General features: G+C 66.2%; 22 protein-coding genes. 8 read left to right on the top strand and 14 right to left on the bottom strand.

The window, feature by feature from the left end; translation table 11 throughout:
- The first annotated feature begins 5 nt into the window (after window positions 1-5).
- The 5 genes from ACPXYO_RS18255 to ACPXYO_RS18275 all read left to right on the top strand — a co-directional run bounded on the left by ACPXYO_RS18255 (window position 6) and on the right by ACPXYO_RS18275 (window position 5,904).
- Window positions 6-803 carry an alpha/beta fold hydrolase gene (locus ACPXYO_RS18255; RefSeq protein ID WP_423923514.1) on the top strand — a complete coding sequence of 266 codons (798 nt, stop codon included), beginning with the start codon at window positions 6-8 and terminating at the stop codon, window positions 801-803.
- 152 nt (window positions 804-955) lie between these two features.
- Window positions 956-3,256: a xanthine dehydrogenase family protein molybdopterin-binding subunit gene (locus tag ACPXYO_RS18260; RefSeq protein WP_423923516.1), complete on the top strand. Its 2,301-nt coding sequence runs from the start codon at window positions 956-958 to the stop codon at window positions 3,254-3,256.
- Window positions 3,257-3,412: 156 nt separating this feature from the next.
- The gene (locus ACPXYO_RS18265; RefSeq protein ID WP_423923518.1) at window positions 3,413-4,660 is read left to right on the top strand and encodes an acetyl-CoA C-acetyltransferase; all 1,248 of its coding nucleotides are present in this window, start codon (window positions 3,413-3,415) and stop codon (window positions 4,658-4,660) included.
- A 72-nt stretch (window positions 4,661-4,732) separates the two neighbouring features.
- Window positions 4,733-5,452: a ribulose-phosphate 3-epimerase gene (gene rpe, locus ACPXYO_RS18270; RefSeq protein ID WP_423923520.1), complete on the top strand. Its 720-nt coding sequence runs from the start codon at window positions 4,733-4,735 to the stop codon at window positions 5,450-5,452.
- A 5-nt stretch (window positions 5,453-5,457) separates the two neighbouring features.
- A complete protein-coding gene (locus ACPXYO_RS18275; RefSeq protein WP_423923522.1) occupies window positions 5,458-5,904 on the top strand; it encodes a hypothetical protein in 447 nt (148 codons plus the stop codon).
- A gap of 85 nt (window positions 5,905-5,989) precedes the next feature.
- On the opposite strand, the gene ACPXYO_RS18280 is transcribed toward ACPXYO_RS18275, so the two are convergent.
- From ACPXYO_RS18280 to ACPXYO_RS18310, 7 genes are all read right to left on the bottom strand, one after another.
- Window positions 5,990-6,610, bottom strand: a complete 621-nt coding sequence (locus ACPXYO_RS18280; protein ID WP_423923524.1) for an ATP-dependent Clp protease proteolytic subunit — start codon at window positions 6,608-6,610, stop codon at window positions 5,990-5,992.
- A 68-nt stretch (window positions 6,611-6,678) separates the two neighbouring features.
- Window positions 6,679-7,248: an RdgB/HAM1 family non-canonical purine NTP pyrophosphatase gene (rdgB, locus tag ACPXYO_RS18285; protein ID WP_423923526.1), complete on the bottom strand. Its 570-nt coding sequence runs from the start codon at window positions 7,246-7,248 to the stop codon at window positions 6,679-6,681.
- A gap of 56 nt (window positions 7,249-7,304) precedes the next feature.
- Complete coding sequence (rph, locus tag ACPXYO_RS18290; protein ID WP_423923528.1) at window positions 7,305-8,033, bottom strand: ribonuclease PH; 729 nt, start codon at window positions 8,031-8,033, stop codon at window positions 7,305-7,307.
- A 46-nt stretch (window positions 8,034-8,079) separates the two neighbouring features.
- Window positions 8,080-8,829 carry an MBL fold metallo-hydrolase gene (locus ACPXYO_RS18295; protein ID WP_420623322.1) on the bottom strand — a complete coding sequence of 250 codons (750 nt, stop codon included), beginning with the start codon at window positions 8,827-8,829 and terminating at the stop codon, window positions 8,080-8,082.
- Between the two features lie 59 nt (window positions 8,830-8,888).
- Window positions 8,889-9,680 carry a hypothetical protein gene (locus ACPXYO_RS18300; protein WP_423923530.1) on the bottom strand — a complete coding sequence of 264 codons (792 nt, stop codon included), beginning with the start codon at window positions 9,678-9,680 and terminating at the stop codon, window positions 8,889-8,891.
- A gap of 59 nt (window positions 9,681-9,739) precedes the next feature.
- A complete protein-coding gene (locus tag ACPXYO_RS18305; protein WP_423923532.1) occupies window positions 9,740-10,687 on the bottom strand; it encodes a PLP-dependent cysteine synthase family protein in 948 nt (315 codons plus the stop codon).
- A gap of 36 nt (window positions 10,688-10,723) precedes the next feature.
- Window positions 10,724-10,999, bottom strand: coding sequence for a ubiquitin-like small modifier protein 1 (locus ACPXYO_RS18310; protein ID WP_420623319.1), 276 nt, complete (start codon window positions 10,997-10,999; stop codon window positions 10,724-10,726).
- 177 nt (window positions 11,000-11,176) lie between these two features.
- Here ACPXYO_RS18310 and smpB point away from each other — a divergent pair, with 177 nt between their 5' ends.
- Window positions 11,177-11,641 carry an SsrA-binding protein SmpB gene (smpB, locus tag ACPXYO_RS18315; protein WP_423923534.1) on the top strand — a complete coding sequence of 155 codons (465 nt, stop codon included), beginning with the start codon at window positions 11,177-11,179 and terminating at the stop codon, window positions 11,639-11,641.
- Window positions 11,642-11,708: 67 nt separating this feature from the next.
- Here smpB and ACPXYO_RS18320 read toward each other — a convergent pair whose 3' ends face one another.
- From ACPXYO_RS18320 to ACPXYO_RS18345, 6 genes are all read right to left on the bottom strand, one after another.
- Window positions 11,709-12,536, bottom strand: coding sequence for an alpha/beta fold hydrolase (locus ACPXYO_RS18320; protein WP_423923536.1), 828 nt, complete (start codon window positions 12,534-12,536; stop codon window positions 11,709-11,711).
- The gene (locus ACPXYO_RS18325; protein ID WP_423923538.1) at window positions 12,533-13,843 is read right to left on the bottom strand and encodes an LLM class flavin-dependent oxidoreductase; all 1,311 of its coding nucleotides are present in this window, start codon (window positions 13,841-13,843) and stop codon (window positions 12,533-12,535) included. The genes ACPXYO_RS18320 and ACPXYO_RS18325 overlap by 4 nt, the downstream gene beginning before the upstream one ends.
- Before the next feature lie 111 nt (window positions 13,844-13,954).
- Window positions 13,955-15,520, bottom strand: a complete 1,566-nt coding sequence (locus ACPXYO_RS18330; protein ID WP_423923540.1) for a 4-hydroxyphenylacetate 3-hydroxylase N-terminal domain-containing protein — start codon at window positions 15,518-15,520, stop codon at window positions 13,955-13,957.
- A gap of 95 nt (window positions 15,521-15,615) precedes the next feature.
- Entirely contained in the window at window positions 15,616-16,584 is a 969-nt protein-coding gene (locus tag ACPXYO_RS18335) for a quinone oxidoreductase family protein (RefSeq protein WP_423923542.1), read from the bottom strand.
- Between the two features lie 13 nt (window positions 16,585-16,597).
- Entirely contained in the window at window positions 16,598-17,170 is a 573-nt protein-coding gene (locus ACPXYO_RS18340) for a VOC family protein (RefSeq protein ID WP_423923544.1), read from the bottom strand.
- 108 nt (window positions 17,171-17,278) lie between these two features.
- Window positions 17,279-18,229, bottom strand: coding sequence for an LLM class flavin-dependent oxidoreductase (locus tag ACPXYO_RS18345; RefSeq protein ID WP_423923546.1), 951 nt, complete (start codon window positions 18,227-18,229; stop codon window positions 17,279-17,281).
- 159 nt (window positions 18,230-18,388) lie between these two features.
- Between ACPXYO_RS18345 and ACPXYO_RS18350 the strand changes: the two genes are divergently transcribed.
- Window positions 18,389-18,814, top strand: coding sequence for a GlcG/HbpS family heme-binding protein (locus ACPXYO_RS18350; RefSeq protein WP_423923548.1), 426 nt, complete (start codon window positions 18,389-18,391; stop codon window positions 18,812-18,814).
- Window positions 18,815-18,856: 42 nt separating this feature from the next.
- Here ACPXYO_RS18350 and ACPXYO_RS18355 read toward each other — a convergent pair whose 3' ends face one another.
- Window positions 18,857-19,582, bottom strand: coding sequence for a hypothetical protein (locus ACPXYO_RS18355; protein ID WP_423923550.1), 726 nt, complete (start codon window positions 19,580-19,582; stop codon window positions 18,857-18,859).
- Window positions 19,583-19,917: 335 nt separating this feature from the next.
- Here ACPXYO_RS18355 and ACPXYO_RS18360 point away from each other — a divergent pair, with 335 nt between their 5' ends.
- Entirely contained in the window at window positions 19,918-21,255 is a 1,338-nt protein-coding gene (locus tag ACPXYO_RS18360) for an ABC transporter substrate-binding protein (protein WP_423923552.1), read from the top strand.
- The last annotated feature ends 32 nt before the right edge of the window (window positions 21,256-21,287 follow it).

Below are 21,287 nucleotides of genomic sequence, written 5' to 3' on the forward strand. Positions count from 1 at the left end.
TCGCCATGACGCTCGTGCTGGTTCACGGCAATCCGGAGACGACCGCCATCTGGGACCCCATGCGGGTCGCGCTCGCGCGCCACGGCGTCGGCCCCGACAATGTCGTAGCTCTCTCACCCCCAGGATTCGGTACACCCGCGCCCAACGGCTTCGGTGCGACCATGAACGAGTACCGGGATTGGCTCGTCACCGAATTGGAAAAGCTGCAGGCGGGCGGCGCAGGGCCGATCGACCTGCTGGGCCACGACTGGGGCGGCGGGCACGTCATGCGCATCGCCATGGAGCGCCCGGACCTGATCCGCTCGTGGTGCACCGATGTCATCGGACTGTTCGATCCCGACTACGAGTGGCACGACGCTGCGCAGGTATGGCAGTCGCCTCGCGGTGAGGCCTCGATCGAGCGCATGATCAACCGCCCTGACGACGAGAGCGTCGCCTTCTACGCCGGATTGGGCATGGGCCCCGAAGTGGCGGCAGCAGTCGTGCCGCATGTCGACGCCGACATGGGCCGGTGCATCTTGGCGCTTTACCGCGACGCCTCCCAGCCGGCCATGTCCGACCTCGGTTTCAACATTGCCGCCGCTGGTCAGCGACCCGGGCTCTGCATCTTGGCGGCAGGCGACCACTTCACCGGCGGCGGTGTCATGCATCGCCGAGTCGCCAAGCGCGCGGGTGCCCGCGTCACCGAGCTGCTCGACGTGGGCCACTGGTGGATGTGCGAGAACCCGGGCTTCGCGGCGCACACCGTGGCGAGCTGGATGACATCGCTCGACAGGGCCAGCGCCGCACCGTTGCGGACCTGAGCCGGTCCGGTCACGACGCCCCCTCCGGCGCACAGCGCCGGTTCATCGTTGGGCTACTGTCGCGGCTGATGCCGGGCCGCGCGCGGCTGGGCACACAGTTCTGACCGCAATCTGGCGCCGCTCGCGGGGCGTCGGCCACAAGGGGGCAAGCGATGGCCGCATCGGGCTCGATCCTGGGGAATCCTGTACAGCGCCGGGAGGATCCCGGGCTGCTGACCGGGGCGAATCATTACGTCGACGATCTCGACATTGATTCGGCGAAGGTTGCGTTCGTGCGCTCGCTCGAGGCACATGCCGTAGTCACCTCGGTCGACACCTCTGACGCGGAGTCGATGCCGGGTGTGCTGGCGGTGTACACCGCCGACAACATGCCCATGGACGCCTTCCAAGGCTTCCCGATGATCGACCCGGCGTACAACCGGCCGCCGCTGGCAGCGGACAGGGTGCGTTACGTCGGCGACCTTGTGGCTGCCGTGGTAGCGGAGTCCCAGAGCGAAGCCAACGATGCGGCCGAGATGGTGAGCGTCGAGTACAGCTCGCTGCCGATCGTGTCCGACATCGAGGCTGCGCTGTCGCCGGACTCGCCGGTTGTGTGGGAGGGCCAGGACTCCAACGTCTGCTTCGCCCACATCGCCCCCGATGCCGAAGTGCAGGACGCGGGTGATCCGTTCGAAGGCGCCGATGCGATGGTGTCCGAGCGCATCGTGACCCAGCGTCTGGCGGGCGTGCCGATGGAGCCCAACGGCTGCGTCGCCGTGCCCGGCGACGGCGGCTCGATGACCTTGTACCTGTCGACGCAGGCGGCCCACTCGATGCGCGACGCGCTCGCGCCGGCGCTGGGCCTTGAAGCCGATCAACTGCGGGTCATTGCGCCGTGGGTGGGTGGCGGCTTCGGCCCCAAGGCGGCCTGCTACGTCGAGTACATCGTGGCTGGCAAGGCAGCCCAGGCCCTCGGCCGGCCGGTCCGCTGGACCGAGACCCGCACCGAGAACATGCTCTCGATGGTGCAGGGCCGCGCCATGGTCATGAACGCCGAGATGGGTGTGCGCAACGACGGCAGCATCGTGGGCTTGCGGGCAAACGTCGTCGCCGACGCTGGGGCGTACCCGGTCATCGGGGCGATCCTGCCGCTGCTCACCGGCATGCTCTCCCAAGCTGTGTACGACATGCCCATGATTCACTTCAAGGCATACACCGTCATCACCAACACCACCCCGATCGGCGCGTACCGGGGTGCGGGACGGCCAGAGGCCACCCAGATGGTCGAGCGCATCCTGGACAAGGCGGCCGCTGCGATCGGCATGGACCCGGCGGAGATGCGCCGCAAGAACTTCCTCCAACCCGACGCCTTCCCTGCGACGTTGCAGACTGGGGTCGTCTACGACTCGGGCGAATACGAGCGGTCGCTGGATGCGGTGCTCGAAGCATCGGGCTATTCCGACCTTCGTGCCCAGCAGCAGGCCCGCCGCGACGCAGGCGACTCGAAGCTGTTGGGCATCGGCGTCTCGTCGTATGTGGAGATCACCGCACCGGTAGGCCTGCACGTGGAGTACGGCAGCACCGAAGTGCACGAGGACGGGACAGCCACGATCCGTGTCGGGACGTCCAGCCACGGCCAAGGCCACGCCACGACTTTCGCCCAGATTGTCGAGGGCGTGCTGGGCATTTCCATGGACGATGTCACCCACATCGACGCCGACACCGCCGAGGTGCCTTCGGGTGCTGGCACGCTGGGTTCGAGGTCGCTGCAGACCGCCGGCTCAGCGGTGTACCTGTCGAGCCAGGCCGTGCTGGAGAGGGGCAAGCAGCTTGCTGCTCACCTGCTTGAAGCCTCCGCCGACGACATCGTGGTCGCCGAAGGCGGATTGGCCGTGGCCGGCGTGCCGACCAGCTCGGTGAGCTGGGCCGACATCGCCAAGCTGGCCAACGACGACAGCGCCCGTCCTTCGGGCATCGAGGCCGGCCTGATGGCCGAGGAGAACTTCGACGGGACCGATGCCACGTTCCCGTTCGGCTCCCACGTCTCCGTGGTCGAGATCGACAGCGACACTGGCGAGGTCGAGCTGCTTCGGCATATCGCTGTCGACGACTGCGGCACCATCATGAACCCGCTCATCGTCAACGGCCAGCAGCACGGCGGCATCGCGCAGGGCATCGCGCAAGCGCTGTTCGAGCACGTGGAATATGACGACGACGCGAACCCGCTGAATGCCAGCATGTTGGACTACCTGATCCCGTCGGCTGCGGAGCTGCCCAGCTTCGAGGTGTCCAACACCGAGACGGCCAGCCCCCGGAACCCGTTGGGTGCCAAGGGCATCGGCGAGTCGGGCACCATCGGCTCGACCCCTGCGGTGCACAACGCCGTGTGCGATGCGGTCGCTCATCTGGGCATCGACCACATCGACATGCCCTGCAGCCCCCAGAACGTCTGGCGGGCCCTGCAAAACGCCTGAACCCCTCTGCGCCGCACCATTTGACGCTCGCGGGGTTGCCTGAGCGCGCACGTCTTCTCGGACGAAGCACGCGGTGATGACGTAGCCTCTGGGCTCGCACACACAGCGTGACCGACCCTGCAAACGGGTTCGGCGCGCCCTCCGAAGGGACTCCCCATGAGCCCAGTTGCAGCAAGCACTGACGCCGCGACCGACCCGGTCATCGTCGCCACCGCCCGCAGCCCGATCGGCCGTGCCTTCAAGGGCTCGCTGACCGAGATGCGGCCCGACGACATGACCGCACAGATCGTCACCAAGCTGCTCGACAAGGTGCCCGATCTCCCTCGCGACGAGATCGAAGACCTGATGCTGGGCTGCGGACAGCCGGGCGGCGAGGCCGGCTTCAACATCGCTCGGGCCTCGGCAATTCTTGCCGGACTTGAGAACGTACCCGGCACGACGGTCAACCGCTACTGCTCGTCGTCGCTGCAGACCATCCGCATGGCAGCACACGCCATCCGCGCCGGCGAAGGCGATGCATTCATCTCCGCAGGCGTCGAATGCGTGAGCCGCTACACCAAGGGCAACTCCGACAGCCTGCCGGGCACGACGAACCCGCAGTTCCAGGCCCCCGGCGAGCGCACCAAGGTTCGCTCTGAGGGCGGCCATGACGACTGGACGCCGGCTGAAGGAGTACTGCCCGACCTGTACATCGCGATGGGTCAGACCGCCGAGAACGTCGCCGAGCACCGCAACGTCAGCCGCCAGGCCATGGACGAGTACGGCGTGATGAGCCAGAACAAGGCCGAGGCGGCCATCGCTCGCGGCTTCTTCGAGATGGACATCACACCGCTCAAGCTGCCCGACGGCACGATCGTCAGCGCCGACGACGGACCGCGTGCGGGCGTGACCTACGACGCCGTCGCGCAGCTCAAGCCGGTGTTCCGGCCCGACGGTCGCGTCACCGCCGCCAATGCCTGCCCACTCAATGACGGAGCCGCAGCGGTGCTGGTGATGAGCCGCAAGCGTGCCGAGGAGTTGGGCATCACCCCGCTGGCGCGCATCATCTCATCTGCGGTCTCGGCGCTGAACCCCGAGATCATGGGCCTGGGTCCCATTGAAGCCTGCAAGAAGGCGCTGGCGCGTGCGGGCATGACCATGGACGACATCGACATGGTTGAGATCAACGAGGCATTCGCCGCCCAGGTGATTCCTTCCGCCGACGAGTTGGGCATCGACATGGTCGATCAGCTCAACCTCCACGGCGGCGCCATCGCCTTGGGCCACCCGTTCGGCATGACCGGCGCACGCATCATGACCACGCTGCTGAACGGTCTCGCCGACCGCGACAAGACCTTCGGGCTCGAGTCGATGTGCGTCGGCGGCGGTCAGGGCATGGCCATGATTGTGGAGCGGCTGAACTAAGACACCGCTTTCCGGGGTGTCTCCCCCGATAACTGCCGCGCCTGACGGCGACGCGTCGGCAACACTGGCCGAGTGAACGCGACCTCGCAGACGGCACCACGGCCTATCGAAATCGTTCCGTCTGTCCTGCCCGCTGACTTCGCGCGCCTCGGTGACGAGTGCGCTGCGTTGGAGCAAGCCGGTGTCGACCGGATCCAGTGGGACGTCATGGACGGCGTCTTCGTGCCGAACCTCACGTTCGGCCCCGACGTCATCGCGGCCTGCCGTCCCCATGCAGGCGTGCTCTTCGAAGCCCACCTCATGGTCGTCGACCCCGACCCGATGCTCGGCGCTTACGTGGATGCCGGCTGCGAGATGCTGATTGTCCACGCCGAGTCGGTCACCCACATGCACCGCACGCTGAGCCGGGTGGCCGAGCTAGGCGCCCAGCCAGCGGTGGCGATCAATCCATCTACGCCAATCGACGCCGTGGCCCATGTGCTCGACCTCGTTGACATGGTGCTCGTGATGACCGTCAACCCGGGTTTCGGCGGTCAGGCGTACATCTCGACAATGGAGCCCAAGATCGCCGCGCTGCGCCAGCTCATCGATCTGAGTGGTTCAGCGGGCGCATCGGGTTCGGGCATCGACATCGAAGTGGACGGCGGCATCTCGGCGGACACCATCAGCGGCGCTGCGGCGGCAGGTGCCAATGTCCTCGTGTCAGGGAGCGCGTTGTACCGCTACGCCGAGGGGCTCGCGCACGGCGTCGCGGACCTGCGGTGCCGCGCGGAGGCTGCGTCCCGAGCGTGATGACCGTGGCAGCTCGCCGGCGTTGGCTCCTCGTTGCTGCCGCCGCCGTGGTGATCGTCCTCGCCGTGCGCGTGACGCTGTTGCGCGACAGCGGGGAACCCTCCGCCGAAGAGTTCTGCGAGGAATTCGCGCACCTGCTGGTGGTCGACGAGCTCAGCTTGACGGTCAACCCGAATGATGACGCAAGCGCCCGCGACGCGATGGACCGCACCGCTCGCCAATTCGCCGACGCCGCAGCAGCCGCACCAGCGGAGATTCGCCCGGACGTGCAGCTGCTGGCCGACCTGACTGCCGCACTTCGAGATGCTGTCGCTGACACAGCCTCACGGGAGACCTTTGACCGCGCCGCTGCGCTGATAGCAGCCCAGGATCCGTTTCTCGAGACCCAAGACGCTGCTGCGCAGCGAGTCATCGACTACGTCACCCGCCATTGCATTGCTGCGCCCGGCTAGACCGGACACACGAGCATTGCTGCGCCCGGCTAGACCGGACGCACGAGCATTGCTGCGCCCGGCTGATCGACCCGGTGGTACGGGCCTAGATCATCTCGCCGCGCTTGACGATCACGTGATCGCACAAGCCGTAGCCCTTGGCCTCCTCGGCGGTGAACCAGCGATCCCGCTCGGAATCGAGCAGGATCTGCTCCACGTCCTGACCGCTGTGAAGAGCAGTGCGTTCTGCCATCAGGCGCTTGATGTACGCCATCTGCTCGGCCTGGATGGCGATGTCAGACGCCTGGCCCCGTACGCCGCCAGATGGCTGGTGCATCATCACCCGGGCGTGCGGCAGGCAGTAGCGCTTGCCCGGCGCACCGGCGGTCAGCAGGAACTGGCCCATCGAGGCACCAAGCCCCAGACAGACCGTGGCCACGTCGCACGCTACGAACTGCATCGTGTCGTAGATGGCCATGCCAGCAGTGACAGATCCGCCGGGGCTGTTGATGTACAGCGAGATGTCCCGGCCGCGATCCTGACCCTCCAGGTACAGCATCTGCGCGCACACGACATTGGCCAGATGATCGTCCACCTCGTCGCCCAGGAACACGATGCGGTCGTCCAGCAGCCGGTTCGAGATCTGGGTCCAGCCGGACACCCCGCCTGACTCGAATGCACGCTCCGAAGCGGGGCTCGGGTGCTGGGCGGATGGAAGGTCGGTCATGCGGCGCAGGTTACCGACGAGGCCATCTTGCCCAGCAGGGCAGGTGCGGGCATGTGCGGGCAGGCGTGTCAGAGCTGCTTGGCCAGTGCACGCAGCGCCCGGCCCCGATGGCTGATCCGATTCTTCGCATCAGCCGTCATCTCGGCGAACGTCAGCGGAGCTGCCTCGTCAGGAACAAAGACAGGGTCGTAGCCGAAGCCGCCGTCGCCGCGGGGTGACGTGGCGATGGTCCCTTCGACGGCGCCGTCGGCCAACAGTTCTCGCCCGTCGCCGAATACGACAGCGACCACGGTGCGAAAGCGGGCAGTGCGCCGCGGCGGGGGCACATCAACCAGTGCCGCCATGAGCTTGGCCAGGTTGGCGACCGGATCCGCTTCGGGCCCCGCATAGCGGGCACTGTGCACGCCGGGTGCGCCGCCGAGCGCGTCGACCTCAAGGCCGGTGTCATCTGCGATGGCCGGCTCGCCGGTGGCTGCATGCACGAATCGGGCCTTGATGAGCGCATTCTCTGCCAGGGTTTCGCCGTCTTCGGCCACGTCACCGAGGTTGCCGGGCCGTGGCACGATTTCCGCTTCCGGCATCGCCGCTCGCAGCACGTCAGCTATCTCGATCGCCTTGTGCGGGTTGGCCGATGCCATTACGAGCCTCATGCCGTCGGGGCCCTCTCAGCGCATGTGTATGGAGTCGTTTGGCCTCAAGATGGCGGCGTGATCAGGGCCGCTCGCTGCAAGTTGACAATCTCGCCGATGCCCGAACGGGCCAGTGCCAGCATCGCCCCGAGCTGGGCATCGTCGAACGGGTCTCCCTCGGCGGTGCCTTGCACCTCGACAAAGCGGCCCCCACCGGTCATCACCACGTTCATGTCCACCTCGGCCCGGGAGTCCTCCTCGTAGGGGAGGTCCAGGCGGGCTTCGCCGTCCACGATGCCCACCGAGATGGCAGCGCATTCGTCGGTGAGCGGGAGTTGGCTGATTGCCCCACTGAGGACCAGGCGGGTGCAGGCGTCGTGCAGGGCCACGTACCCACCGCAGATCGACGCAGTACGCGTACCTCCGTCGGCCTGCAGGACGTCGCAGTCAACGGTGACCTCACGCTCTCCGAGCGCCGCCATGTCGCACACCGCCCGCAGTGCCCGGCCGATCAAGCGCTCGATCTCGAGCGTGCGGCCTTTCTGCTTGCCGCGCTTGGCTTCACGGCCGACGCGCTCGCCGCTGGAGCCGGGCAGCATTGCGTACTCCGCGGTGACCCAGCCAGTCCCTCGGCCGCGCATCCAGCGCGGCACGTTGTCGTCGATGGACACGGTGCACAGCACCTTGGTGCGGCCGAAGGACACCAGTACCGAGCCGGGGGTCTGGTCGGTGAAGTCGCGTTCGAAGGTGACCGGGCGCAGTTGGCCGGGCGTCCGACCATCAGCGCGCGTCACCGCGGGGGTCCGGCCGTCGGTGCGCTCCACAGCGGGGGTCCGGCCTTCACGCCCAGAAGGTCGCGCCAGTGCGGGCAACCGACACATCGCCGCAGAACACTTCGCCCGCCTCCGTGAGATGGTCCTGCGGATCCGAGCCAGGCGGCACATGGGTCACGACGAGTTTTCGTGCACCCACGTCGTTGGCATCAGCCGCCAACCACGCAGCGCTGACGTGGGGGATGTCGGGATTGTCAGTCGCATGGAGCAGCGTTCCCTCCCCCACAACCAGGTCCGGTGCGGGTCGCCCGGCGTCGCGGCTGAGCGCAGCGAGCGCCCAGCCCCGGCCGGTGTCCGAGGTGTACACGATGGACTTGCCGTCGGACTCGAAACGCATTGCAAGCGTCTCGACCGGGTGATCGGTGCGGGAGAACAGGACGTCGATGTCACCGACACGCGCTTTCGACGAGTCCTTCACCATCTCCCAGCCGAAGAGATCCGAGCTGTCGCCGTAGGCCTCGGTGACCTCCCGCACGCCGCTGGTAGCAAGGACGCGAATGCGCTCAATGCCCATGTAGTACTTCGCGGCGTTGTAGACAACCGGCAGCTCGGCGCAGTGATCCGGATGGTGATGGCTCACCAGCAGTGCATCCACGGACTCGAGCGCCACGTGCTGTTGCAGGTTTGCGAACGTGCCAGGGCCGCAGTCCACCCACAGCGTCGTGGAGTCGCTGCGCACGAGGTAGCCGCTGCAGGACTCGCCAGCGGCGGCATAGCTGCCTGAACAACCCAAAACCGTCACCGAGAGCTCGCTCACGGAGGCCGATACTACGCAGGAAGGCGACGCGGCTCACATCGCGCCGGAGTCAGCGAACTTCAGCCCGTTGGGCAGCGCGTTCCTGCTTCGAGCGACCGGAGGATTCCGGTGCCATCCAAAATGCCGGTGAGCCGGCCGCCGCTGGTTGCGAGCAGAACTGAGGCCGGTTCGCTGGCCGTCGCCGGGCGGAAAGTGGCGGCGGGGTATGCCTCGGCCACCTCGCTACGCGTGGCGCCGATGCCGATTCCTTCGGCGGTGCGCAGCAGGTACGGATCGGGTCCGAACGATCCCAACCGCCACGTCATGAAATGCTCTTCGGCGGCATCGCGGTGCTGGTACCCGTCTTCGGGATTCCCGAACAGGGCCAGCACACCCGGCCATTCCACGACTCGCAGGCGGCTGCCGGGACAGTCTCCGTATATCGAGAACGTGTCGATCCATCCGGTGTCGGCCACCGGCTGGCCGAGCGAATTGATCAGCGCACCGAGCGCAGCCTGCACGCCGGCACCGAAGCTCACGAAACCGAGGCCGTCTCCGGCCAGGACCACCCCTTCAGGGTTCGGAACTGCCGCGGCCCCCAGCCGTTCGGATGCGGTTGTCTGAGCCGCGTCCTCACCGGGTGCCGCGGCGGCACCGTCGGCATCGGACGGAACCGTCACCAGTACCGCAGCCGGCCGCTCCGATGACGGTTGTTCCGGCAGCAACGTCGTCTGGGTGATGTCAAGCGACAGCGCAGTCGGGGGCGGCGAGGTGGGGGCAACCAGGACCGGCGGGCTCGTGCACGCAACTGCTGACAGCGCCAGCGTGACAACGAGCGCCGCGACACTGCGGCGGGAACTCATCTCGTCCATCTCGTCAACGGTACGACGGCGACCCAAGAGACCAGCAGCAGGAAATCAGAAACAGGGAATCAGAAGTAGATGACGTGCTCAGCGTTGGCGGCCGCGGCATCGAGGTCGTCAGTCCAGGCACCGACGGAGAGGTACTTCCAGCCGTGGTCGCTCACCACGAACACGATAACGCCTTCGTCGATGCGGGAAGCAGCCTTGCGGGCTCCCGCCAGCGCCGCTCCGCCCGAAATGCCCGAGAAGACGCCCTCAGCCGCCAGCATGCGCGTGGCTTCGATTGATTCGCGTGGGCGGACGATCATCTTGCGATCGAGCAGATTGGCGCCACCCCAGTTCTCAAAGATGGGAGGCACGTACCCGTCGTCGAGGCTGCGCAGCCCTTCGACCTGCTCGCCAGCGGGAGGCTCGACAGCCCACACCTGCACTCCGGGAGCATGCTCCTTCAGGTACCGCCCTACGCCCAGCAGCGTCCCGCTGGTGCCCAGCCCCGCCACGAAGTGGGTGATGTCAGGCACGTCGGCCACGATTTCGGGACCCGTGGTCCGATAGTGAATCTCAGGATTGGCCTCGTTCCCGTACTGGTACAGCATCGTCCAGTCGGGGTTCGCTTCTGCCAGTTCCAAGGCGAGCCGAACGGCGCCGTTGGATCCCTGCTCGGGCGGGCTGTCGATGATCTCGGCACCGAAGATCTCGAGCATCTGGCGCCGTTCCGCAGTGACGTTGCCCGGCAGCACGATCATCACCCGGTAGCCGCGGCGCTGCCCGAGCATGGCCAGCGCAATACCGGTGTTGCCCGACGACGGCTCGATGATCATCGAACCCGGTGAGAGTTGGCCCTCTGCTTCGGCGCGGTCCAGCATTGCCAGCGCCACCCTGTCCTTCACCGAGCCGGTCGGGTTCTGACCTTCAAGCTTGGCGTAGAGCGCAACCGACGGGTTGGGGCTGAGGCCGCTGACATCCAACGTGGGAGTGCCGCCGATCAGCTCGTCGACGGAGCGATAGACGGCCACGAGCTAGCTCAGCGCCGGGGCCGGAGCGATGCCGGCTCAGCCGCCGGCGACGGCTGGCAAGATCGACAGCTCGTCACCATCGGCCAGCGCAGTGTCCATCTGGGAGAGGTACCGCACGTCCTCGTCGTTCACATAGACGTTGACGAAACGATGCAGGCTGCCGTCTTCGGCGAGCAGATTCGGGGCGATGCCAGGGAACTGGCCGACCAGCCACGACACTGCCTCGGCCACGGTGTTCCCCTCGGCGGCGACCCGCGACTGCCCGTTGGCGTGGGGACGCAGGACGGTGGGCAAGCGGACAGTGACAGCCATCGGAGCTCCCGGTTCGGCGGCGTTGGGGTGGACGAACTGTGGCCGGGGGAATCAGATTGCGCCACGGCAATTCCCGACCTGATCACTCAGGATTCTACGGGCCGCGACCGCTGCCTCCTACTGCCGCTCTGGATCGGCAGCGCGAGTGCGGTGACCGCCAGCCGTACCCTCGGGCTGATGGCGAAGGACAGGACCGTCGTGGCGTCGAACCGGCGCGCACGACGCAACTACGAGGTGCTCGACACCTTTGAGTGCGGCATGGTCCTGCGCGGCACCGAAGTGAAGTCGCTGCGCGCCGGCGGGGCCCAGATGGGTGACGCCTACGCCCGCGTGCGCAACGACGAGATGTGGCTGATGGGCATGCACATCGCCCCGTGGATCCACGCATCGCCCACGATGGGACACGACGTCGAGCGCCCCCGCAAGCTGCTCATGCATCGCGCCGAGATCAACCGGCTGCGTGCCCGCACCGAACAGGATCGGTTGCAGCTGATCCCGCTGGAGATCTACTTCCGCGATGGGCACGCCAAGCTAGAACTCGCCTTGGCTCGGGGCCGTCGCATGTACGACAAGCGCCAGGCGATCCGCAAGCGAGAGACCGATCGCGAGGCCCGGCGAGCGCTGCGACATGGGCCCGCCTAACGGCGGCGAGACACGGGTCGGCCAGGCGGCGGCGAGCCACCGGTCGGCGTAACTGGAGCCAGCGGGATCAGGCGAAGGCCGCGGCAGCGATCCGGGCGACCTCGGTGGGCTGATCGAAGTCGGCCTGATGGCCGGCATCGTCCACCAGGTGCGTGCCCACCACGTTCGGCAGCGCCTCAGCCCAGCGCCCCAGGTACGAGACCGGGATGATCCGGTCCTTGGCCCCGTGCACCAACGTCACGGGGTTGGTCACCCGGTGCAATCGGGCCGCCAAGCCCCACTCGGGCAGCGGCCAGATCAACTGCGCCGCGGCCGTCCGCGTGAGGTACCGGTGCACGCCGTGCTCCACCACCATGTCGGCTGGCAGATCGGCCGGATCGTCAAAGAATGCCGCTGAAGCTGCCGCGTCTTCGGTCAGCATGGCCCGCTGCACGCTCAGCGTGGTGCCGAAGGGGTCGGCCACCGAGTCATCGTCATCCCACAAGCCGAATGGCGCCACGAGCACCATCGGCCCGAATGCCTCGGGCCGCACTGCCGCCAACTCGAGCGCCAGCATCGCGCCCACACTGGAAGCCACCAGCGGAGCGCCCGTCAGCCCGGCGAGGTCGACGATCTCGCTCGTGGCAACCACCCAGTCGTGCAGGTTGCGCAGGCCATCGGCCTCGCTCGAACCGGTGAATCCGGGCAGGCTCGGCGCCACCACGCGGTTCGGGGCCGCAGCCAACTCCTCCAGCACGGCGTGCGCCCCGGGATTGCCGAGCATCCCGTGCAAGTAGCCCACCGTGGACCCCTCGCCAAGCTCGACGAGACCGATGTGCCCGTCTCGGTAGGGCAGCGTGGCCGGCGCGAAATGTCCGGCCAGCGGCGAACTGAGGCCTGTCGAACCAGGGCTCACTGGGCGCGGCTCCCCACGGGCGCCAGCTGATGGTCGGTCTTCGGCCACCAGTGGTCCTCGTAGTCGTCCTCAAAGAGACCCGCGACCTCAGGCATCACCTTGGTGGCGTACATCTCGGTGTTCATCTTCACCAGCTCGGGATCCATGTTGCCGAAATGGCTGAAGACCATGAGATGGCCGACGTTCATGGTGGTGGCCAGCTCGTGCACCTGCTCGGTGACCTGGGTGGGATTGCCCAAGATGATGTAGCCCTTGGAGACCATCGCCTCAAACGTCAGCTTCTTGGAGCCATACGACGCCGATGCATTTCCAGATCGGGCAGCACCCGCCTTGGCGGCATCGGCCGCCCTGGCCTCGCTGCGGGCGGTGGCCTCTCGGGCCGCCCGCTCGACCATGCCCTCCACGCCAGCCCGAACGGTGTTGGGCGTCTTGTAACCAGGCGGGTCGGCAAAGCCGGCGTACACATGCAGGCAGGTGTTGAAGAAGTACTCGGCCGGCTCCCGGTACAGGTCCCAGGCCTCCGCCTCGGTGTCGGCCACGGCGATGAACTGGGCGAAGCCACCCTGGAACGGATTCGTCTCCTTGCCCATCTCCTGGACCTTCTTCCAGAAACCCTGCATGGTCCGCAGCCCGGCCTTGTAGCCGAAGTAGCTGAGGTAGCAGTAGACGAGGTCCTCGGCTGCGCACCAGTCCCAGGTGTCCACCGAGCCGCCGCCGGGAATCCAGATTGGCGGGTGCGGCTGCTGCACCGGGCGGGGCCACACGTTGACGTAACGCAGCTTGTTGTAGTTGCCGTTGAAGCTGAAGACCTCGTCGGACGTCCACGCCTGCCGGATCAGGTCCACGCCCTCGTGGTAGCGCTCCCGAAGCGTGGCGGGATTCTGGCCGTAGGCATAAATCGTGTCCATCGGCGAACCCACCGGGAAGCCAGCGATCATCCGCCCGCCGGTGATCGCGTCGAGCATCGCGATCTCCTCGGCCACTCGCAGCGGCGGGTTGTACAGCGCCACAGAGTCGCCCAGCACCACGATGTTGGTGTCAGGGCAGTTGCGTGACAGCGCTGCGGCGATGATGTTCGGGCTCGGCATCAACCCGTAGCCGTTGGAGTGATGCTCGTTGATGCCGACAGCGTCGAACCCACATGTGGCCGCGAACTCGAGCTGGTCGAGATAGGTGTTGTAGGTCCGGTGGCCGACGGTCGGGTCGTAGAGCTTGGGGTCGATGTCAACCCACACCGATCGGTGCTCCGCGGGGAAATCCGGCGGGAGCTCCGGGTACGGCATCAGGTGGAAGAAGATCGACTTCACGGCGTGCTCCTCGTAAGGCTCGACAGGCAGGCGAACGCGGCGGGCAGAAAAAATCTACTCCGCGTTCGACTCTGAGTTGTGACTGGCGTTGCGGCTGATCGAAAGCGCGGCTCAGCCCAGATCGCGCCCGACGATCGACACGTCGTCGGGATTGAAGAAGCCGGGCATGGTCCAGCCGTCGAGGTCGTACTCGGCCATGCACTGGTCGGCGAAGCCTTCGAGCATCTGGGTCATGGAGCCCATGCCTGGCACCTCAAAGTCGGCCACCGCCAGATTCTCGAACCTGATCTGTTCGCTGTTTCCTGCGTAGTTCCGCTCGTACAGCTCGTGGCGGCCGCCGAATTCGCTGGCAGTGGCGTCCCACAAGAGCTTCATGATCTTCATCCGGTCCAGCGCCGGGATGCCGTTCGACCCCCGCACGTACTTCTCGAGATACGGCCGGATCTCGTCCGATTTGAAGTCCGCCGCGTTGGAGTTCACGTAGATCAAGCCAGAGGCCACCACTGACTGGATGATCTCCTTGACCCGCGGATAGAAGTAGGGCGTGAAGGTCCGGTATGCCATGCCGTAGATCAGTGAGGGCTGCACCGCGCCGTTCTCCCACGGATCGGGGCTCTTGCACATGGCGTCGCTGAGCCCCCACATCAGGTTGCGGATGGCGATCACCTCGCCCAGGTTTGCCTGCACCCCCCGGAAGTCACGAGTACCTGTGGCCCGCAGCGCCTTGGACAGCAGACCCGCAATGAAGTCGAGCTTCACGCACAGCCGAGCGAGGCCATGGAACGTGAAGCGGGGAATGAAGCCTGACGCGGGAAAGAAGTTGTTGGCGGTCTCGAGATCGCCGTACAGGAAGACGTTCTCCCAAGGGATGAGCACCTTGTCGAACACCAGGATCGAGTCGTTCTCGTCGAGCCGGCTCGACAACGGGTAATCGAACACGCTGCCGGTCGCTGCCGCCTGCAGCTCGTAGGAGTTGCGGCAGATGAGCTTCACGCCTTCGCAGTCCATCGGCGTCGTGCAGACGATGGCGTACTCGGGCTTCTGGATCGGGACCGGGCCGAAGTGGGCGATGAAGTTGTAGTGCGTCAGTGCCGAACCGGTAGCAACCACCTTGGCGCCCGACACGATCAGACCGTTGTCAGTCTCCCGCTCGACGTGCATGCACACCTCGCCGGCCTCGTCGGCGCCAAGGTGGCGGTCGACCGGTGGATGAACGATGGCGTGGTTCCAGTAGGACACCTCTTCTTGGGAGCGCTTGTACCAGTACTGGGCATTGTCGTAGTAGTCGCCGTAGAACTCAGGGAACGCTCCGAGCGTGCCCAGGAACGAGGCCTTGTAGTCGGGGCTGCGACCCATCCACCCATAGGTCAGGCGCTGCCAGCCTGCAATCGCGTCACGGGCGCCGACGAGATCGTCAGCGCTGTGAGGTACCCGGAAGAACTTGTGCGTCTTGCCGCCAGAGCCGGTGTCGGTATCGCACATCAGCACGTCCTGCTGATCGGGATCGTGGAGCGCGTCGTACAGCCGGGCAATCGAACGCACGCTGTTGCGGAACGCTGGGTGCGTCGTGACGTCGCGCACCTTCTCGCCGTGGAAGTACACCGTGCGGCCGTCGCGCAGGCTCTCGATGTATTCATCCCCGGTCATCGGCGACCATGTCTCGACTGATTCGCTCATTGCTCCCCCTGTCAGGTTCCCACGGATGCGGCCCGACACTAACGCAGGACGCTGACAGGGAGTCTTGCTCAGCGCTGAAACTGAGCCAACTCACTTTAGGGAATGAGCAGGACCTTCCCAGTCGTTGCCCGGCCCTGCAGGGCCTCATGGGCGCTGCGTGCGTCCGACAGTGCGAACCGGGCGCCGATGCGCACGTCGAGGCGACCCTCGGCGATCCATCCGAAGAGGTCGCCCGCTCGGCCCTCGAGCTCGTCGCGGGTGAGCGTGTGATGAGCAAGCGTCGGCCGTGTCAGAAACAGCGATCCCCCGGCGGACAACCGCAGCGGCGCCAGCGGCGGCACCGGTCCCGAGGCGTTGCCGAAGGTGGCCATCGTCCCCCGCGGCGCCAGGACCTCCAGGCCTCGCTCGAACGTGTCAGCGCCGACCCCGTCATAGACCACGTCAAGGGGCCGGGGACCGGCGATCCGCTCCACGGCGTCGCCGAAATCCTCGTCGCGGTAGTTGATGACGTGATCGGCACCGGCACCCGTCGCCAACTCGGCTTTCTCCGCCGAGCCGACCGTCGTGAAGATCTCGGCGCCGCGGAGCTTGGCGATCTGGATGAGCAGCAGCCCGACGCCCCCAGCTCCGGCGTGGATGAGGCAGCGATGCCCAGGCTCCAGCGGGAATGTGGAGCAGGCCAGAAAGTGGGCGGTCATGCCCTGCAGCATCGTCGCCGCTCCCAGCTCGGTGCTGATGCCCTCGGGCAGCATGATCGCCGCCGCGGCTGGCACCCGCGCCTTCTGCGCATACGAACCCGTGTGAGACGTCCACGCCACACGATCGCCGACTGTGAGGCCTTCGACCCCATCGCCCACCTCGGCAACGGCGCCAGCGCCCTCCACGCCCGCGATGAACGGCAACGGCACGGGGTACAGGCCGCTGCGGTGGTAGGTGTCGATGTAGTTGACGCCCGAAGCCTCAAGCTCGACGACGACGGTGCCCGCGTCAGCGACCGGGTCGTCCACCTCGGTCCAGACGAGAGCTTCGGGCCCGCCGGGTTCCGCTACCTGTATCGCTCGCATTCGGGCGGCAAGCTCAGACGTTGCTGAAGTTTGTCTCGTACTCGGTGGTATCGACCAGCAGGTCTTCTTCGGGCAGAATCTTGGCGTAGTTGAGCGCACCGTTGATGTCGTGATCCCAGACCTCGGCCGGCAGCTCGTAGAGCACTTCAACGCCGTAGCCGTTGGGATCGTTGACGTAGACGCTGTGGGTCATGCCATGGTCGACTCGCAGGTTCATCGGGACGTCGTTCTCCTTGAGGAACTGCACCTGCTCCAACCAGGACTCCCGGTCGGGATAGGAGATGGCGATGTGGTTCACCGCGCATGCGCTCTCGAACATGTCCCACTGCTCGGGCGGCGCCGGAAGGTTCGGAAGCTCGACCAAGGCAACGTCGTGGTGATTCACATCATCGATGACACCGCTGTAGAACTGCATCTTCACGGGGGGGACGTCATACTTCTCCGAATCCAAGGCGCCGACCTGCCTGAAGCCCAGCAGGTTGCACCAGAAGTGATGCGACTCCTCCATATCGCGGACGTTCAGCACTAGGTGGTTTATGCCCCGAGGCGTGACCGCAGTGCTGCGCTTCTTGATGGTTTCGCTCATGGGCTACCCTCGCTCGAGAGGACAAGCGGCCGGGGCCTACGGCCGACCGCAGCTTCCTTGCGCTGAGCCTAGCCCCTTGTGCCGGGGAACGTAAAAACCTGACTGCGCTCAGAGCGCCTCGAGTCGAGGCTTGACCTCCGCAGCGATCCACTCAGGGATCGTGTCGTCCTCATGGCAGAAATGCTCGAACACCACCTCATCGAGACCGAGATCACGCAACTGCCCGACCTGGTCGACAAGTTCCTCCACCGAGCCGCGCCACGGACCGTGGCCGGCTGCGATGGCGTCCTCCTGGCTGATGCCCGAGCCCTCGGGAGCCATCATATCCCAGAAGCGTTGCAGCGCCATCCCTTCTTGATGCTCATCGGGGCCGATCGTGGCGAAGATGAGCATCGAGCGGCGGATGTCCGCGGGGTCGCGGCCGAAGTCCTCGCAGTGCGCCGCTAGGGCCTCGTTGGCGGCCCGGTAGTCGTCGAGGTCGAGTGGCATGGCATTCCACTCGTATGCGTGCTCGGCGGCGATGCGCAGCGTGCGCCGCGGCCCGGTACCCCCGATGAGGATCGGCGGGCGTCCCGCGGGCGGGTGGGGCTTCGAGTTCGTGCCGATGATCCGGTAGTGGGTGCCCTCGAACGTGCCCGACTCGGAGTACCACAGCTCCTTCATGAGCGCGATCGCCTCTTCGAGACGGTCGTAGCGCTCGGGGCCTGGCGGGAAGTCGATCCCGTAGATCTCATGCTCATCGGGGTACCAGCCCGCGCCGAGGCCCATGACGAACCGTCCGTCGCCCAGCGAGTCGAGCTGCTGAGCCATCCGCCCGACGTTCACCGGCTGACGGAAGGTGACTGGTGTCACCAACGGGCCGAAGCGGATCCGCTCGGTCTCCTGCGCAGCCATCACGAACGACAGGTAGACGTCGATGGCGTCCTTCTGCTTGCCGTTGAAGTAGTGGTCGGACCGGAACAGCGAATTGAATTCCAGCCGCTCGATGAGCTGGCAGACATGCCGCCACCGCTCCCATCCCAGCGGTGTGGCCTCTCCGATGATGATGCCGACATCCATTGCTCGCTCCCCCTGCGGGCAGGCACCGTTTCTGTCACCCAGACCGGTCACCCGGGCCGGTCACTCCGAAGGGCGATGCGCTGCGCTGTGCATGCGAGCCGGAGCGTAGTCTCGGCGCGGTTCACCTAGAAAAGGCCCGACCGGAAGCTGGAATTCGCCATGGCTGACACCGCTGACACCCGCTCACTGACACTCGCAGGCGCCCGCAAGGCGCTCGATGCCGCGCTGGCCAAGGCCGAGGCCATGGGCAGGCGGTTCTGCATTGCCGTGACCGACCCCTCAGGCGAGCCGATTGCCACTGCCCGCATGGATGGCGCGCCTCGGCTGTCGGCTGGCATCGCCCTCAACAAGGCCTACACGGTCGCCGGCTTTGGCGGCATGCCCAGCGGCAACTGGTGGAATCTCATCAAGGACGAACCCGCGCTGGTGCACGGCATCACCCACACGCCGCGGCTCATCGTGTTCGGCGGTGGTGTCGGGATCTTCGTCGACGGTGCCCTGGTGGGTGCCATCGGTGCCTCAGGCGGTTCGGCTGACGAGGACACCGAGGTCGCCCAGGCAGGCGCCGACGCCTTGGCCGGTTAGCTGAAGCCGTTCATCCGGATCGGGTAAATCCGGGCCTCGAACTCAGCCCTGGCGCTTGGCCAGCCACTCCTCGAACTCGGGGCGCCGGTCCTTCGCGATCGGGAACACGCCGATCGAACTCTCACCCGCAGCGACCCGCTCGATGGCCCACTCTTCTTCGATCTCCTGGGCGTAGGAGTCGTTGGCGACTTCGGGGGCCAGCAGCGCCGGGATCACTACGGCGCCTTCGCCGTCGCCCACGATGATGTCGCCCGGAAGCACGGTGACGCCAGCACAGGCGATCGGCACCTGGTGATCGAGCGGTGTGTGGAGCCGGCCAAGCGTCGCGGCGTGGGACGACTGGTGGTACACGGGCAGGCCGACCTCGGCCACGGCGGGCGTGTCGCGCAGCGCGCCGTCGGTGATGAAACCGGCGCCGCCGAGTTGCTTCACTCGCATGGAGAAGATGTCACCGATCGTTCCGGCATGCGGCTCGCCCCGGGCTTCGACAATCAGCACCTCTTCGGGCTCGATCGATTCGACGGCCTGGCGCTGCGCGTTCGGTCCCTGATGGCGCCGCTCGAAGTCTTCACGCTTGGGCACGAAGCGAAGCGTGTGTGCATAGCCGAGCATTCGCTGGCCCTCGTTGAGCGGCCGCAGCCCGTTCAGGAAGCTGTTCTGCATTCCCCGCCGCTGCATCTGGCCCGCCAGCGTGGCGGTCGACACGGCGTTGAACTTCATGCGCATGTCGTCGGTGAGCGCTACCGGGCGGAATTCTGCGTCGGCCATGGGTTCCCCTTTGTATTGCCCGATCGGGCTTTTCTCATGCTGCGCATTGACTGGCTTCGCGCTGGCAGCAATGTAGCCAAGCCCACCATGCATTGAACCGTTGTGCCCCTTGACAGGCTGTAAGAACTCGAGTGCGTGGGCTGCAATCTTGGCTCCGCTTCCTCGGGCAACCGCCCCAGATACAGCACATTTGCCGAGTGGGCTCAGTTCTTCAAACCGACTTATACTCCGCGCTGGGCGGGGTTCGACATCTCGCTCGCAGGGGGCGCGGGCTCGAAAGAGGCCTGGTTCCCTTCCGGGCGAGATCCCGGGCGCCACACGGAGGGGGAGCACCCATGCTTCGCAAATTGACAGCAATCGCGTTCGTGTTCGTACTCGTAGCCGCAGCCTGCGGAAGCGATGACGACATGGCCGACGACGACATGGCCGAAGGCGACCATCTCGCGTGCGGTCTCGGAAACGGTCAGCAAGCGACCGGTGAACCGATCGTCATCGGCAACGTGACCACCTCCGTTCCCGGCATCGATTTCTCGACCGGTCCGCTCATGATGAAGGCGTTCTTCGACTGCGTGAACGCCAATGGCGGCATTCACGGTCGCCCGCTGGAGATGGTCTGGGAGAACGACAACTTGAATCCTGCGGACGCTGCGGCGGCTGCTCGTAAGCTGGTCGAAACCGACCAGGTCGTGGCCCTCGCTGGAGGCTTCTCGATCCTGGACTGCCCGGTCAACGCCGGCTACTACGAGGAGCAGGGCTACAAAGTCATCGTCTCAGGAGTGCCAGCGGAGTGCTTCAGCTCGCCGAACATCGCTGCGACCAACATGGGACCCGCCTACTCGGCACTCGGTGCGGCCCAGGCAGTGGTGGCCAAGGGCGCAGCTGGCAAGGTCGTGACCACAACTGGCATCACGCCCACCTCGCACTACTACAACTCGCTGGCTGGCATCTACGTCCAGCAGCATGGTCTCGAGTGGGAAGACGTGCAGCACGAGCTGCCGCTCTCCGATGCCACGTCGATTGTGCTTGACCTGGTCAACCGAGCCGGCGACGGCGGCGGGGTGATCCTCAACTTCACGCCGCCGGAGGGTTTGAAGATCCTCAAGGCCGCCGAGGAGCAGGGTCTGATTGACCGGGTTCTCTGGGGTTCGTCCACGCCACTGAACGACAGCTCAGTAGCGGTTGCGCTCGGCCCTGCTTGGGAAGGCAACATCAACGTCAACGCCGAGTTCAGCCTGCTTGACGATCCTCGCCCGGACGTGGAGCTGTACCGGCAGGTGACGGCCCAGTTCAACCCCGACCCGACGCTCGGCAGCTTCCAGCAGATGGGCTTCGTGGCCGGCCAGATCCTCGTGCACGCCCTGCTTGAAATGGACCCGGCCGACCTGGACGACCCGGTAGCGGTCAACGCAGCGATCGGCGCGGTCGCCAACTTCGAGACCGACCACCTGTGCAAGCCGTGGTACTTCGGCGGCCTGCCACTTGGCAATGTGCCCAACAACTGGGACTACAACGTGGTGCCCAACGGCGTCGACCGCATGGTGGACGACAGCGGCTGCTTCGAGATTGCCGAGGTTGATCCGATCCTGATCGCCGTGCGCGACGCGGAGCGGGCCGGCGGCCTCACTGCGGACGAGCCGAACAACTGGACGGGCGGCTTGGGCTCCGGCGGCTGATCCGCCCAATTCACGAACCGAGCTACACCGGA

Source organism: Candidatus Poriferisodalis sp., from assembly GCF_965237655.1.
Lineage (GTDB): Bacteria > Actinomycetota > Acidimicrobiia > Acidimicrobiales > Poriferisodalaceae > Poriferisodalis.